The organism is Streptomyces sp. NPDC111802, from assembly GCF_055634335.1.
Genome location: NZ_JBVKCZ010000001.1, coordinates 151,603 through 164,859 on the forward strand (window position 1 = coordinate 151,603; position 13,257 = coordinate 164,859).

Here is a 13,257-nt window from a genome sequence, read left to right on the forward strand (position 1 = left end):
GGGTGCGCACTCGACTCCTTCCGCTGCTCATCGTCCTGATGGCGGCCGTGCTGCTCGCGCTCGGCGTACCGCTCGCCATCAGCCTGGCCTCGGCCCAGCAACAGGACGTGGTCGTCGACCGGATCGACGACACGGCGTACTTCGCGGCCATCGCCCGCCCCGCCGCCGACGTCACCTCCGGTTCCCGCGACGACCTGCGCATTCTCAGCCGGGAACTGGAGAACTACTACGACGTCTACGGCATTCGGGCCGGCGTCTTCCTGCCCAATGACACGCCGCTGGCCAACGGGCCGACGACCTGGTTCCTGCCCGAGTCCGGCGAGGTGCGCGACGCCTTCGAGGAGTCGCTGCTCAGCCGGCGCAGTCACGACCCCCAGCAGGTGTGGCCCTGGCAGCGCGGGCGCCTCGTCGTCGCCTCGCCGGTCATCCGGGACGGCGACGTCGTCGCGGTCGTCGTCACCGACTCGCCCACCGGGCAGATGCGCTCGCGGATCGTGCACGGCTGGCTGATCATCGGCGCGGGGCTGACGTTGGCGATGCTGGTGGCCGTCGGGGCCGCCCTCCGGCTCACCGGCTGGGTGCTCAGGCCGGTGCGGGTGCTGGACGTCACCACGCACGAGATCGCGAGCGGCCGCCTGAAGTCACGGGTCGCGGTGGCCAGCGGTCCGCCGGAACTCCGGCGCCTGGCCCGGTCGTTCAACGAGATGGCGGACAACGTCGAGGACGTGCTGGAGCAGCAGCGCGCCTTCGTCGCCGACGCCTCGCACCAGCTGCGCAACCCGCTCGCGGCGCTGCTGCTGCGCATCGAGCTGCTCGCCTTCGAGCTTCCCGAGGGCAATGAGGAGATCGCCTCGGTGCAGACCGAGGGCAAGCGCCTGGCGCAGGTCCTGGACGACCTGCTCGACCTCGCCCTGGCCGAGCACACCGCGGCCGACCTCCGGCTGACCGACGTCGGCGCGCTGGCCGCCGAGCGCGTCGCCGCCTGGGCGCCGACGGCCGAGGCCAAGGGCGTCCGGCTGGTGGGGAACTGCCCGGCCACCACCGCCTGGGCCGACCCGGTCGCGCTGTCCAGCGCGCTGGACGCCGTGATCGACAACGCGGTCAAGTTCACGCCGACGGATGAGTGCGTCGAGGTGACCGTCACCTCCAACGGCGCCGTGTCGACGATCGAGGTCGCCGACAACGGCCCCGGCCTCTCCGCCGAGGAGCTCGCCCGCATCGGCGACCGCTTCTGGCGCAGCGGCCGGCACCAGAACATCAAGGGCTCGGGCCTGGGGCTGTCGATCTCCCGGGCCCTGCTCGCGGCGGGCGGCGGCTCGATCTCGTACGGCCATCATGAGCCGCACGGGCTGCGGGTGACGGTGACGGTGCCGCGGTCGGCGCCCACGGCGTAGCGCCGGTGGGCGGCGGGCCTACGGCTTGACCGAGCGGTAGTAGCGCCGGGCGCCGTCGTGCAGGGCCGGCGGGTCGGTGTAGGTCGCCGTGCGCGGGTCTGTGAGTGGGGCGGAGGTTGCGGGTGACGGTGACGGTGCCACGGTCGGCGTAGCGCGCGTGGGCGGCGGGCCTACGGCTTGACCGAGCGGTAGTAGCGCCGGGCGCCGTCGTGCAGGGCCAGCGGGTCGGTGTAGATCGCCGTGCGCAGGTCCACGAGCTGGGCGGAGTGGACATGGGCGCCGATGCCGTCACGGCTCTTGATCACCGTGCGGGTGAGCCACTCGGTGAGGCGGGGATCCATGTCCTTGCGGGTGATCAGCAGGTTGGAGACGGCGATCGTCGGCACCGTGTCGCCGTTCTGGACGGTGGGGTACGCCGACTCCGGCATGTTGGTCGCACGGTAGAAGTGGGCCGTGTCGCCCTGGGCGTGCACCTTGGCGACGAGGTCGGCGTCGATCGGCACGAACCGGAACGCGGAGGTCTCGGCGATCTTCTCCAGCCCGTCCGTGGGCACGCCGCCCGACCAGAAGAACGCGTCCAGCTCGTGCCCCAGCCGCTTGGGCCCGGTGTCGATGCCGTCCGCCCTGGGCGTGATGTCCTTCTCGGGGTCGATGCCGGCGGCCTGCAGTACGCGGGTGGCGATCAGCCGTACGCCGGAGTTGGGCAGCCCTATGGCCACCCGCTTGCCCTTCAGGTCCGCGACGGAACGGATGTCCGAGTCCGGCGGGACGACGAGCTGGACGTAGTCGTCGTACAGGCGGGCGACCCCGCGCAGCCGGTCGGTGGCCGGCCTGCCGCCCATCTTGTACGTGTCCACCGCGTCGGCGGCGGCGATCGTGAAGTCGGCCTTGCCGGTCGCCACGCGCTCGACGTTCTCCTGTGATCCGGCGCTGGTCAGCAGCCGTACCTTCAGCTGCGGCATGTCCTTGGCGAGTTCGTTGCGCAGGAGTTCGCCGTACTCCTGGTAGACCCCCGCGCGCGTGCCGGTGCTGAACGTGATCGTCCCGCTCGGCGGCTCCTCGCCCAGGGGCAGCAGCCACCACAGCAGCAGCCCGAGGGCCACGACCCCGGCGGCCGTGCCCTGCAGAGCCCGGCGTCTGCTGATGCGGGTGAGTGCCTTGGACATGGCGGCGATCCTGCCAGCCGGTACGCGGTGCTGACCAGGGCCGAGGTCACAGCGCGGGTGAGCGGGCGGTCGGCGGCGCCGGGCGAGTCCATGATCGGGAGGGTGGGCGGGACTGTCAGACCTGGCCGTTACAGTCGCCGTATGAGTTCCTCTCCCGCCGACCTGGTCCGTGAGTTCCACCGCGCCTTCGGGCTCGACACCAGAAGTACGCCGACGGCGGTCTCCCCGGAACTCGCCGCCCACCGTGGGGAGTTGCTCGCGGAGGAGGCCGCGGAGGTCGCCGAGGTCTCCGTCACCGGCCCGCTCGACAAGCTGGCGCACGAGCTGGCGGATGTCGTCTACGTCGCGTACGGCACGGCCCTGGTGCATGGCATCGACCTCGACGCCGTGCTGGCCGAGATCCACCGCTCCAACATGACCAAGCTGGGTCCCGACGGCCAGATAGCTCGCCGCGCCGACGGCAAGGTCCTCAAGGGCGAGCACTACGAGGCACCGGACGTGTCGGCCGTGCTGCGCCGCCAGGGGTGGGTGGCCGAGGGGGCCTGAGCGGTCGCCCTCAGAGCAGGATGACGGTCTTCCCGCGGGAGCCCCCGGTGCGGGCGCGGGCCACGGCGGCCGGAGCGTCGGCCAGCGGGACCTCGGCGTCGATCGTGATGCGGAGCTTGCCCGCGTCGGCGAGAGCGGCGAGGGACTCCAGCTCCTTCCGGCTGGGGTCGTTGACGAGGTTGACGCCATGGATCTCGCGGGCGGCCAGGGCGTCGGGGTCGGCGGCCCGGTTGGTGCTCACGAGCCTGCCGCCGGGCTTGAGCAGACCGGCCAGGGCGTCGATGTCCCCGCCGGCCGGGGTGACCAGGTCGAGGACGGCGTCGATGCCGTCGGGGTGGGCGGCCAGGACCTGCTGGGCGGTCGGCGCGGCGGTGAAGTCGATGGTCTCGTCGGCGCCGAGATCGCGGAGGTGGGCGGCTATGTCGCCGGTGGCGGTGGCCAGCACCCTGGCGCCCTGGAGCGCGGCGAACTGGATCGCCGACTGACCCACACCGCCGGACGCGCCGTTGACGAGGATGACCTGACCGGTGTCGAGCCGGGCGGACTCGATGGCCTGGTAGGCGGCGACGCTGGCGGTGGGCAGCGCCGCCGCGACCGTGAACGGCAGGTCGTCGGGCATACGGGCGAGGGTGCCGTTCTCGGCGGCCACCACGTACTCGGCGTAGGAGCCTCGGCCTGCCGCGAGGTTCATGAACTGGCCGTAGACAGTGTCACCGGGCCGGAAGTGGATCACATCGCGGCCGATGCGCTCGACCACGCCGGCGCCGTCGGAGCCCATCACGAGCGGGAATTCGTGCTCGACCAGGCCCTTGAGGGCGCCGTCGGCGACCTTTCCAGTCGAAGGGGTTGAGCGCGGCGGCGTGCAGCCGGACCAGCACCTCGCCCGGGCCCGGTTCCGGCACGGGCAGGTCGGTGAGGAGCGGCTCGGACCCGAAGCCGGTGATGGTGACGGCCTTCATGACGGTGCCTTTCTCGCGGGCGCCGGTCGGGGCGCCTCCGGTGCGTGCCACAGCGGTGCGCGTCAGTCCTCGGCGGGCTCGCCCCAGGTGACGCTCAGTTCGCCTCGCCGGCCGAAGCGTTCGAGATGGCTGCCCACAACGCCCTGGATGGTGGTGAGCGTGGTGGTGTCGGGGGCCGTGACCCGGATCAGCAGATGGTCGTCGAGGGGTTCGAGGACGACATCGGTGTGCTGGAAGGTGAGCCGCCGGCCGCCGTCGGGCGTCTCCTCGACGGGGATCTTCCGGCCGAAGTGCGAGGCGAGCTGCTTGGCGTAGCGCGGGGCGGCGTCGGTGGTGACACGGGCGAGGGAGGAAGGCATGGGAGGAGTTGCTCCTTCGCGGGCTGGACGAACGGGCCAGTTCAAATTTGAATCGCGAGGCCTCGAACGATAGCGCGAGGTTTCAAATTTGGAACAAGTCGCAGCTGTTGCACCGGTCACATCGAACGGCGGGGCGCGGCCCAGGATTTCGCGCCGCATGAGCGGGCTCGCCGACGCCCTCCTCAACTCCAAGAGCGGCCTGACGTGCCAGATCACCCAGCTGGAGAAGGCCGGCCTGGTGGCCCGGCGCTCCTGCCCGAGCGATGTGCGCGCGGTCTACGCCGTCCTCACTGACGCCGGCCGGACCATGCTGGAGCGGGCGGCACCGGGCCATGTCGCGCTCGTCCGCAAGCTCCTCATCGACGTCCTCACGCCACAGCAGCTCGCGCATCTCGCCGACGGGCTGGGGGAGGTTGCCCGGCGGATGCAGGAGGGTGACGCCGGGGTTGAGCGGTAAAAACTCCCGGCCGCCGGAACTCCCGCCCGGACTCCGCTGACAGGGACCGGCCGGGACAGGGCTCCGCCACGAGCACCTACCCTTGAGCCATGACCAGCAGCAGCGACCGGAGCCCGGCAGTGGACGTTCACGGATCCAAGAGTTACGAAATCCGCACCTACGGGTGCCAGATGAACGTCCACGATTCCGAGCGATTGTCCGGGCTGCTCGAGGAGGCCGGTTACGTACGCGCACCCGAGGGTTCGGCCGGCGACGCGGACGTCGTCGTCTTCAACACCTGCGCGGTCCGCGAGAACGCCGACAACAAGCTGTACGGCAACCTCGGCCACCTCGCCCCCAAGAAGGCCGGCCGCCCCGGGATGCAGATCGCGGTCGGCGGCTGTCTCGCGCAGAAGGACCGCGACACCATCGTGAAGCGGGCGCCCTGGGTGGACGTCGTCTTCGGCACGCACAACATCGGCCAGCTGCCGGTCCTGCTGGAGCGCGCACGCGTGCAGGAGGAGGCGCAGGTCGAGATCGCCGAGTCGCTGGAGGCGTTCCCCTCGACGCTGCCGACACGGCGCGAGAGCGCGTACGCGGCCTGGGTGTCGATCTCCGTCGGCTGCAACAACACCTGCACCTTCTGCATCGTCCCGGCCCTGCGAGGCAAGGAGAAGGACCGCCGTACCGGCGACATCCTCGCCGAGATCGAGGCCTTGGTCGCCGAGGGCGTCAGCGAGATCACGCTGCTCGGTCAGAACGTCAACGCCTACGGCTCCGACATCGGCGACCGCGAGGCGTTCAGCAAGCTGCTGCGGGCGTGCGGAAAGATCGACGGCCTGGAGCGCGTCCGCTTCACCTCGCCGCACCCGCGCGACTTCACCGACGACGTGATCGCGGCGATGGCCGAGACGCCGAACGTCATGCCGCAGCTCCACATGCCCCTGCAGTCCGGCTCGGACACGGTCCTGAAGGCGATGCGCCGCTCCTACCGCCAGGAGCGCTACCTCGGGATCATCGAGAAGGTCCGCGCGGCCATCCCGCACGCGGCCATCACGACCGACATCATCGTGGGCTTCCCCGGCGAGACCGAGGAGGACTTCGAGCAGACGCTGCACGTCGTGCGGGAGGCGCGGTTCGCGCAGGCCTTCACCTTCCAGTACTCCAAGCGGCCCGGAACCCCGGCCGCGACCATGGAGGACCAGATCCCCAAGAAGGTCGTCCAGGCGCGCTACGAGCGTCTCGTCGCCCTCCAGGAGGAGATCTCCTGGGAGGAGAACAAGAAGCAGGTCGGCCGCACGTTCGAGCTGATGGTCGCCGAGGGCGAGGGCCGCAAGGACGAGACCACCCACCGCCTGTCCGGCCGCGCCCCCGACAACCGGCTGGTCCACTTCACCAAGCCGGATCAGGAGGTCCGTCCCGGCGACGTGGTCACCGTCGAGGTCACCTACGCCGCCCCGCACCACCTCCTCGCCGAGGGTCCCGTCCTCGACGTGCGCCGCACGCGCGCGGGCGACGCCTGGGAGAAGCGGAACACCGCCGAGGCCGCGAAGCCGGCGGGCGTGATGCTGGGGTTGCCGAAGATCGGGGCTCCGGAGCCGTTGCCGGTGGCCACGGGCAGCGGCTGCGGCTGCGACTGACCGCCTGCCAGTGGTGATCGGCCTCACCGACGTGCTGATCGAGGACTGACACTCCGCAGCTGTACGGCGTTACCCTGCCGATCATGCTCGTCGCCGCCGCAGTCTGCCCCTGCCCCCCGCTCCTCGTGCCCGACGTCGCCGCCGGTGCCGCACCCGAGCTGGCCCCCGCGCGTGCCGCCTGCACGGACGCGCTGGGCCTGCTCGCGGCTTCCCGGCCGGACCGGCTGGTGGTCGTCGGGCCCGGCGAGGAGAGCGAGCATGGGGCGTACGCCGAGGGCGCGCGGGGTTCCTTCCGCGGCTTCGGTGTGGACCTCGACGTACGGCTGGGACGGGCCGGGACCGGCGCCTCCGTGCCGTCGCAACGCCTGCTCCCGACCTCGCTCGCCGTCGCCGCGTGGCTGCTGGAGCGGACCGGCTGGGCGGATGCCCCGATCGAAGCACTCGTGGTGGGGGAACCTCTGACGCCCGAGCGGTGTATGGAAATCGGAAGGGATGTCGCCACCTGGGCCGAGCGGGTGGCGCTGCTGGTGATGGGCGACGCCAGCGCCTGCCGCACGCTCAAGGCACCCGGCTACCTCGACGAGCGCGCGGCGCCGTTCGACGCGTCCGTCGCCCGTGCGCTGGGCAAGGCGGACGTGGCCACCCTCAAGACCCTGGACACCGAGCTCGCACACGAGCTGATGGCGTCCGGGCGGGCTCCGTGGCAGGTCCTCGCCGGCGCCGCCGAGGAGGCGGACCTGTCGGGCGCCCTGCTCTACGAGGACGCGCCGTACGGAGTGGGCTACCTGGTCGCGACCTGGTCGTAGGGCACGCCGGAAGGAGCCGGGCAGCGCTGGAACGAGGCGGATAGCGCTGGAAAGAGGCTGAAAGAGCCGGCACGAGAACGGCGGACGGCCGGGAGCCCGCAAGCTCCGCGGCCGTCCGTCGATGTGCCGTTTCAGGTGGTCGGCGGGGGTGAGTCCGACGGCGTCGCGCTGCCGCCGGTCGCCGGGTCGTCGCCCTTGTGCGCGAGTCGGCCCATGGCACCCTTGGCCTTGCCGGTGCCCGAATGGATCTTCTCGCTGTACTTGCCCTTGGTCCTCTCGTCGACGGCCTTCGCGGCCTTGTCGAGACCATGGTGCACCTTGTCCTCGTGCCGCTGCGCGAAGCCGGAGACCTTGTCCTTGGCTGGGGCGAGTTTGGCTTTCAAATTGTCCTTCAGACCCATCGTTCACCTTCCCGCGCGGGCAGTTATGTCCGGGCGCCCTCACCGGCCTCGCTGTCGGCCGCCTCGTCGGCGGACTGCTGCTTGGGGATCTCGACACCGTCGTCGCCGTCGGCCTCGACCGACTCCGCCGCGGCCGGCTGGGCCGCAGCCGCGTCCTCGGTCTTGGTCTCGGCCGCCCCCTTCGCCTCTGCCGACTCCGCCGCCGTGGGCTCGGCCGTTGGTGTGTCGGCCTGGGCCTCGGCGGTTGACGCCGCCTCCGTGGCCTTCGACCTCCGGAAAATCCGTGCGAAAACGCCCATATCCACTCCATACGTTACTCGTGCGGGCGAAATCCCGCGTCGTCCGGTGCGTCCGTTTGCGCCCCCGGGTCGCCGCCTCCGTGAAACCGGCGGCGCAAACCTCGCAACAGGCAACGACCTCGCGGGTGTGCCGTCACGTAACTCGTTCGAGTCCGCCCCGAGAGGTTTGCGAGACTGGGGCGGTGAGCAGCGCACCCCCCGCCCCCCGTGTCATCGCCGTTGTCGGACCCACCGCGGCCGGAAAGTCCGATCTGGGCGTCTTCCTGGCCCGGCAACTGGGCGGTGAGGTCGTCAATGCCGACTCCATGCAGCTCTACCGTGGGATGGACATCGGCACCGCCAAGCTGACGCCCGAGGAGCGCGCGGGCGTTCCGCACCACCTCCTGGACATCTGGGACGTGACGGTCACCGCGTCCGTCGCCGACTACCAGCGGCTCGCGCGCGAGCGGATCGACGCGCTGCTCGCCGAGGGGCGCTGGCCGATCCTGGTCGGTGGCTCGGGGCTGTACGTCCGTGGAGCCGTCGACAACCTGGAGTTCCCCGGCACCGACCCCGAGGTCAGGGCCCGGCTGGAGGAGGAACTGGCGCTGCGCGGGCCCGGGGCGCTGCACGCCCGTCTGGCCGCCGCCGACCCGGAGGCCGCGCGGGCGATCCTGCCCAGCAATGGCCGCCGTATCGTCCGGGCCCTCGAAGTGATCGAGATCACCGGCCAGCCCTTCACCGCCAACCTCCCCGGCCACGACTCGGTCTACGACACCGTCCAGATCGGCGTCGACGTGGCCCGCCCCGAGCTGGACGAGCGCATCGCACACCGGGTGGACCGGATGTGGGACGCCGGGCTCGTGGACGAGGTGCGCGCGCTGGAGGCGCTGGGGTTGCGCGAGGGGCGTACGGCCTCGCGTGCGCTCGGCTACCAGCAGGTGCTCGCGGCGCTCGCCGGGGAGTGCACCCTCGACGAGGCGCGGGCCGAGACCGTACGTGCCACCAAACGCTTCGCGCGCCGCCAGGATTCATGGTTCAGGCGCGACCCACGGGTGCACTGGCTCAGTGGGGCTGCGGCAGATCTCACAGAACTTCCGCATCTCGCCCTGGCGTTGGTCGAACGACCGGTTACAGCCTGATCACGTGATGGCATCGGGACGCTCCGGCCGCCGTCCCGGCCTCCGGTGCCATGCCATCATCGAGCTTCGATCGACCAAGTGGAGTCCGAGTTGGGAGGGCGCGTGGCGATGGAGGCCGGCCCTCGCGACACCGCACAAGGCACCGAGAACCTCACCGCTGACACGGGTGAGCGGGAGCCGGACGGCAACCGTCCGATTCCCGACGGGCTCGACGAGACCGAGGTCGGTGTCACCGACGACGGTCCCGAGCCCGAGGAGATGTACGCGAGCGGCCCGGAGGTCGAGGTCGAGCTGCGCCCGCAGCGGCGGCTGCGCATCTGGCAGCTCGCGCCCATCGTGGGTCTGGCGGCCGTCGGCTCCCTGATGTTCGCCTTCCCGCTGGCCTTCGACTTCGGCGACAGCGGGGCCGTGATCGCCATGCTGGGGCTTCTCATCTGCTCCTGTGCGGCCGGCTGGGGCATGATGGCCGCCCGCCGCGTCGGTTACACATGGCCCGGACTGCCCCAGCGGGGCTCGGGGCGCAGCCCGGACTGGCGGGTCGTGCTGGCCTACGTCCTGGTCGTCGCCGCGATCGTCGTTCTGGCCGTGTGGAGAGTGGCTCGCCTGCGGTAAGGGCTGTTTTTCAGCTCTGTCGTAGCGGCACCGTACGATCGAGGAATGAGCACGCGGATCGCCTTCCTCAAGGGTCACGGCACCGAGAACGACTTCGTGATCGTCCCGGACCCGGAGAACGTCATCGACCTGCCCCCGGCCGCCGTCGCCGCCCTGTGCGACCGCCGCGCGGGCATCGGCGGTGACGGCCTGCTGCATGTCGTGCGATCCGCGGCACACCCCGAGGCCAAGGACATGGCGGCCGAGGCCGAGTGGTTCATGGACTACCGCAACGGCGACGGCTCGATCGCGGAGATGTGCGGCAACGGCGTACGGGTCTTCGCGCGCTACCTCCAGCGCGCCGGGCATGTCGATGAGGGCGACCTCACCGTGGCCACGCGTGGGGGTGTGAAGACCGTGCACATCGACAAGGACGGTGATGTCACCGTCGGCATGGGCAGGGCCCGCCTCCCCGAGGGCGATGTCACGGTGAGCGTCGGTGAGCGCACCTGGCCCGCACGGAACGTGAACATGGGCAACCCGCACGCGGTCGCCTTCGTGGCCGACCTCGCGCACGCCGGCGACCTGCACTCCCCGCCGCCGTTCAGCCCGGCCTCGGCCTACCCGGACGGGGTCAATGTCGAGTTCGTGGTCGACCGCGGGCCCCGCCATGTCGCGCTGCGCGTGCACGAGCGCGGTGCCGGCGAGACCCGGTCGTGCGGCACGGGCGCGTGCGCCGTCGCCGTGGCCGCCGCGCGCCGGGACGGCGCCGACCCGGCGGTGACCGGTGCCCCCGCGACGTACACCGTCGATGTGCCCGGCGGCACGCTCGTGATCACCGAGCGGCCCGATGGCGAGATCGAGATGACCGGTCCCGCCGTGATTTTGGCTGAGGGTGAGATCGATGCGGAGTGGCTGGAAACGTTCGCTCGCTGAGCGTTCCGTGGCTTGAGAAGCGGAGCGTTGCGTTCGCTTGAGGGTTGGGACCAGGGGCTCGTACGCCGCGGGCGCGTTCGAAAAAGCGAACTGCGGCTGATCGTATGGCGCAAAACCGTAAACCTGCAAACCCTCGCTCGAATGGGTGATCCGTTTCACGCTCGGCTGGAGGCGGTCAATAGCACGTGATGGGCTCGGTAGCATCAAGCACCGGCCCGGACGGGGGACAAGTCGCCATCCCCTGAGCCGTGTCCGCCATGGGGTACCCCGTCCGCCGGTCCACGCAGCCGGAGGTGCCCATGAGTGCGGAGGCCACGAATTCCGCGACGCCAGGCCCGGTAGCAGGCGCTGTGCCGCCTGTCGTGCCGCGCAGGAAGGCCCGCGCACGCATCGACCTGCGCCGCCTCGGTCGGGCGGCGCTGCTCGGCTCGGCCTCGCGCGACCGGTTGCCCGACGCGATCAGCCATGTCGTCGACGCCCACCGGGCCCACCACCCCGACGCGGACCTCGAACCCCTGCGCCGCGCCTACGTTCTGGCCGAGTCCTCGCACCGCGGCCAGATGCGCAAGAGCGGCGAGCCGTACATCACGCATCCGCTCGCGGTGACCCTGATCCTCGCCGAACTCGGCGCCGAGACCACGACCTTGACGTCCTCCCTGCTCCACGACACCGTCGAGGACACCGATGTGACGCTCGACCAGGTCGGTGAGGAGTTCGGCGCGGAGGTCCGCTTCCTGGTCGACGGTGTGACCAAGCTGGAGAAGGTCGACTACGGCGCCGCCGCCGAGCCCGAGACCTTCCGCAAGATGCTCGTCGCCACCGGCAACGACGTCCGTGTGATGTCGATCAAACTCGCCGACCGGCTGCACAACATGCGCACCCTCGGCGTGATGCGCCCCGAGAAACAGGCCCGCATCGCCAAGGTGACCCGTGACGTTCTCATCCCGCTCGCCGAACGGCTCGGGGTCCAGGCGCTCAAGACCGAGCTGGAGGACCTGGTCTTCGCGATCCTGCACCCCGAGGAGTACGAGCACACACGGGAGTTGATCGTCGAGAACGCCTCCCGCGCGGAAGATCCGCTCGCGGAGATGGCCGAGAAGATGCGCGGCGTTCTGCGCGAGGCCGACATTCCGGCCGAAGTCCTCATCCGGCCACGGCACTTCGTGTCCGTGCACCGGGTGTCCCGCAAGCGCGGGCGGTTGCGGGGCACCGACTTCGGGCGGTTGCTGGTGCTGGTGAACGAGGATGCCGACTGTTACGGCGTCCTGGGTGAGCTGCACACCTGTATGACGCCCGTGGTCTCGGAGTTCAAGGACTTCATCGCGGTTCCCAAGTTCAACCTGTACCAGTCGCTGCACACCGCCGTCTCGCGGGAGGACGGGCAGGTCGTCGAAGTACTCATCCGTACGCACCAGATGCACAAGGTCGCCGAGGCCGGCGTCGTCGCGCTCGGCAATCCGTACGCGCCCCCTGCCGAGGACCAGGCCGCTGCGAGTGACGGTGAGCGCGTCGATCCCACGCGGCCCGGGTGGCTTTCCCGGCTCCTGGACTGGCAGGAGGCGGCACCTGACCCGGATACCTTCTGGTCCACGCTGCGTGAGGACCTCGCGCAGGACCGTGAGATCACCGTGTTCCGGCCCGACGGTGGCACGCTGGGGCTGCCCGAGGGCGCGACCTGTGTGGACGCCGCGTACGCGCAGTACGGCGAGGACGCGCACGCGTGCATGGGAGCGCGGGTCAACGGGCGTCTGGCGACGCTCAGCACGGTGCTGCGGGACGGCGACACCGTGCAACTGCTGATGGGGCAGGATCCGGCCTCCGAGCCCTCCAGGGAGTGGCTGGAGCACGCCCATACGCCCGCCGCTCGGATCGCCATCCAGCGGTGGCTGACCGCGCATCCCTCGCAGGGGGGCTCGGAGGGCAAGGAGACCGGGGTGGCGTTCCGGGGCGCGGCGGACGGGACCGTGGCGCAGCTGGCTGCCGCGGAGTCGGCGGGCGAGCGGGTGGCCGGGGAGGGGACGGTCGGGCGGCTCGGCGCCGGCAATGTGCTGGTCGACCGGTCGGGTGCGGCGGTGCGGCTCGCCGGGTGCTGTACGCCTGTGCCGCCCGACGAGGTCACCGGGTTCTCCGTGCGCGGGGGAGTGGTGACGGTTCATCGTGTCGGGTGCGCTGCGGTGGCGCGTATGAAGAGTGTGGGGCGTGCGGAGGTCGGCGTGCGCTGGGGGGACACCGCGGAATGCCGGGTCACGTTGGTCGCCGAATCGTTCGTTCGCCCGCATCTCTTGGCCGACCTCACGGAGGCCATGGCACTGGAGGGGGCGGAGATCGTGTCGGCGACCGTGGAGCCTCCGACGCAGCAGCGGGTGCGTCACACGTACACGGTTCAGCTTCCGGATGCGGCGTTGCTGCCGGGGCTGATGCGGGCGATGCGGAATGTCGCGGGGGTGTACGACGTGAGTCGGGCTCAGACTCAGACGCCGGGGATGTGAGGGCGGGAAGCATGCGGTGGCTCGAGGTCGGGCGGGGTGCGCGCGGCTCCAACGGCCCCTGTATGTCGTATGCCTGCTCGCCGTACGCGACCGCGGCGCCATGGCCTGCACCCG

The 13,257-nt window shown here is 71.0% G+C and carries 14 protein-coding genes; 9 read left to right on the forward strand and 5 right to left on the reverse strand.

The genetic code is table 11. The annotated features are described in order from the left end of the window. Positions 1 to 2 precede the first annotated feature (2 nt). Positions 3 to 1,394, forward strand: coding sequence for a sensor histidine kinase (locus ACZ7NC_RS00755; protein ID WP_471483680.1), 1,392 nt, complete (start codon positions 3 to 5; stop codon positions 1,392 to 1,394). Between the two features lie 170 nt (positions 1,395 to 1,564). On the opposite strand, the gene ACZ7NC_RS00760 is transcribed toward ACZ7NC_RS00755, so the two are convergent. Then, on the reverse strand, positions 1,565 to 2,560 hold the full coding sequence (locus ACZ7NC_RS00760; RefSeq protein ID WP_471483682.1) for a TAXI family TRAP transporter solute-binding subunit: 996 nt from the start codon (positions 2,558 to 2,560) through the stop codon (positions 1,565 to 1,567). Between the two features lie 141 nt (positions 2,561 to 2,701). Here ACZ7NC_RS00760 and ACZ7NC_RS00765 point away from each other — a divergent pair, with 141 nt between their 5' ends. Further along, the gene (locus ACZ7NC_RS00765; RefSeq protein WP_471483684.1) at positions 2,702 to 3,106 is read left to right on the forward strand and encodes a pyrophosphohydrolase domain-containing protein; all 405 of its coding nucleotides are present in this window, start codon (positions 2,702 to 2,704) and stop codon (positions 3,104 to 3,106) included. Positions 3,107 to 3,116: 10 nt separating this feature from the next. On the opposite strand, the gene ACZ7NC_RS00770 is transcribed toward ACZ7NC_RS00765, so the two are convergent. Continuing rightward, positions 3,117 to 3,884 (reverse strand): NADP-dependent oxidoreductase, encoded by a 768-nt coding sequence (locus tag ACZ7NC_RS00770; protein ID WP_471483974.1) that lies wholly within the window; start codon positions 3,882 to 3,884, stop codon positions 3,117 to 3,119. Between the two features lie 243 nt (positions 3,885 to 4,127). After that, positions 4,128 to 4,424, reverse strand: a complete 297-nt coding sequence (locus ACZ7NC_RS00775) for a DUF2218 domain-containing protein (protein WP_471483686.1) — start codon at positions 4,422 to 4,424, stop codon at positions 4,128 to 4,130. A gap of 157 nt (positions 4,425 to 4,581) precedes the next feature. Here ACZ7NC_RS00775 and ACZ7NC_RS00780 point away from each other — a divergent pair, with 157 nt between their 5' ends. The 3 genes from ACZ7NC_RS00780 (at position 4,582) to ACZ7NC_RS00790 (ending at position 7,306) form a co-directional block, all read left to right on the forward strand. Continuing rightward, positions 4,582 to 4,881 carry a MarR family winged helix-turn-helix transcriptional regulator gene (locus ACZ7NC_RS00780; RefSeq protein WP_471483688.1) on the forward strand — a complete coding sequence of 100 codons (300 nt, stop codon included), beginning with the start codon at positions 4,582 to 4,584 and terminating at the stop codon, positions 4,879 to 4,881. Positions 4,882 to 4,970: 89 nt separating this feature from the next. Next, entirely contained in the window at positions 4,971 to 6,500 is a 1,530-nt protein-coding gene (gene miaB, locus ACZ7NC_RS00785; RefSeq protein ID WP_471483690.1) for a tRNA (N6-isopentenyl adenosine(37)-C2)-methylthiotransferase MiaB, read from the forward strand. 83 nt (positions 6,501 to 6,583) lie between these two features. After that, on the forward strand, positions 6,584 to 7,306 hold the full coding sequence (locus ACZ7NC_RS00790) for a class III extradiol dioxygenase subunit B-like domain-containing protein (RefSeq protein WP_471483693.1): 723 nt from the start codon (positions 6,584 to 6,586) through the stop codon (positions 7,304 to 7,306). Positions 7,307 to 7,437: 131 nt separating this feature from the next. On the opposite strand, the gene ACZ7NC_RS00795 is transcribed toward ACZ7NC_RS00790, so the two are convergent. Continuing rightward, entirely contained in the window at positions 7,438 to 7,707 is a 270-nt protein-coding gene (locus ACZ7NC_RS00795) for an antitoxin (RefSeq protein ID WP_471483696.1), read from the reverse strand. Between the two features lie 23 nt (positions 7,708 to 7,730). After that, on the reverse strand, positions 7,731 to 8,006 hold the full coding sequence (locus ACZ7NC_RS00800) for a hypothetical protein (RefSeq protein WP_471483698.1): 276 nt from the start codon (positions 8,004 to 8,006) through the stop codon (positions 7,731 to 7,733). 182 nt (positions 8,007 to 8,188) lie between these two features. On the opposite strand from ACZ7NC_RS00800, the gene miaA reads away from it, so the two are divergent. The 4 genes from miaA to ACZ7NC_RS00820 all read left to right on the forward strand — a co-directional run bounded on the left by miaA (position 8,189) and on the right by ACZ7NC_RS00820 (position 13,143). Further along, on the forward strand, positions 8,189 to 9,127 hold the full coding sequence (gene miaA, locus ACZ7NC_RS00805; RefSeq protein ID WP_471483700.1) for a tRNA (adenosine(37)-N6)-dimethylallyltransferase MiaA: 939 nt from the start codon (positions 8,189 to 8,191) through the stop codon (positions 9,125 to 9,127). Between the two features lie 108 nt (positions 9,128 to 9,235). Beyond that, the gene (locus ACZ7NC_RS00810) at positions 9,236 to 9,739 is read left to right on the forward strand and encodes a hypothetical protein (RefSeq protein ID WP_471483975.1); all 504 of its coding nucleotides are present in this window, start codon (positions 9,236 to 9,238) and stop codon (positions 9,737 to 9,739) included. Between the two features lie 45 nt (positions 9,740 to 9,784). Beyond that, positions 9,785 to 10,654 (forward strand): diaminopimelate epimerase, encoded by an 870-nt coding sequence (dapF, locus tag ACZ7NC_RS00815; protein WP_471483702.1) that lies wholly within the window; start codon positions 9,785 to 9,787, stop codon positions 10,652 to 10,654. Between the two features lie 299 nt (positions 10,655 to 10,953). Continuing rightward, positions 10,954 to 13,143: a RelA/SpoT family protein gene (locus ACZ7NC_RS00820; RefSeq protein ID WP_471483703.1), complete on the forward strand. Its 2,190-nt coding sequence runs from the start codon at positions 10,954 to 10,956 to the stop codon at positions 13,141 to 13,143. Positions 13,144 to 13,257: the final 114 nt, after the last annotated feature.

What these genes read in the sequence shown, in the direction of transcription:
- ACZ7NC_RS00760 (WP_471483682.1), bottom strand. Translation starts at nt 2,560, where the DNA reads ATGTCCAAGGCACTCACCCGCATCAGCAGACGCCGGGCTCTGCAGGGC.
- ACZ7NC_RS00765 (WP_471483684.1), top strand. Translation starts at nt 2,702, where the DNA reads ATGAGTTCCTCTCCCGCCGACCTGGTCCGTGAGTTCCACCGCGCCTTC.
- ACZ7NC_RS00770 (WP_471483974.1), bottom strand. Translation starts at nt 3,884, where the DNA reads ATGGGCTCCGACGGCGCCGGCGTGGTCGAGCGCATCGGCCGCGATGTG.
- ACZ7NC_RS00775 (WP_471483686.1), bottom strand. Translation starts at nt 4,424, where the DNA reads ATGCCTTCCTCCCTCGCCCGTGTCACCACCGACGCCGCCCCGCGCTAC.
- ACZ7NC_RS00780 (WP_471483688.1), top strand. Translation starts at nt 4,582, where the DNA reads ATGAGCGGGCTCGCCGACGCCCTCCTCAACTCCAAGAGCGGCCTGACG.
- miaB (WP_471483690.1), top strand. Translation starts at nt 4,971, where the DNA reads ATGACCAGCAGCAGCGACCGGAGCCCGGCAGTGGACGTTCACGGATCC.
- ACZ7NC_RS00790 (WP_471483693.1), top strand. Translation starts at nt 6,584, where the DNA reads ATGCTCGTCGCCGCCGCAGTCTGCCCCTGCCCCCCGCTCCTCGTGCCC.
- ACZ7NC_RS00795 (WP_471483696.1), bottom strand. Translation starts at nt 7,707, where the DNA reads ATGGGTCTGAAGGACAATTTGAAAGCCAAACTCGCCCCAGCCAAGGAC.
- ACZ7NC_RS00800 (WP_471483698.1), bottom strand. Translation starts at nt 8,006, where the DNA reads ATGGGCGTTTTCGCACGGATTTTCCGGAGGTCGAAGGCCACGGAGGCG.
- ACZ7NC_RS00810 (WP_471483975.1), top strand. Translation starts at nt 9,236, where the DNA reads ATGGAGGCCGGCCCTCGCGACACCGCACAAGGCACCGAGAACCTCACC.
- dapF (WP_471483702.1), top strand. Translation starts at nt 9,785, where the DNA reads ATGAGCACGCGGATCGCCTTCCTCAAGGGTCACGGCACCGAGAACGAC.
- ACZ7NC_RS00820 (WP_471483703.1), top strand. Translation starts at nt 10,954, where the DNA reads ATGAGTGCGGAGGCCACGAATTCCGCGACGCCAGGCCCGGTAGCAGGC.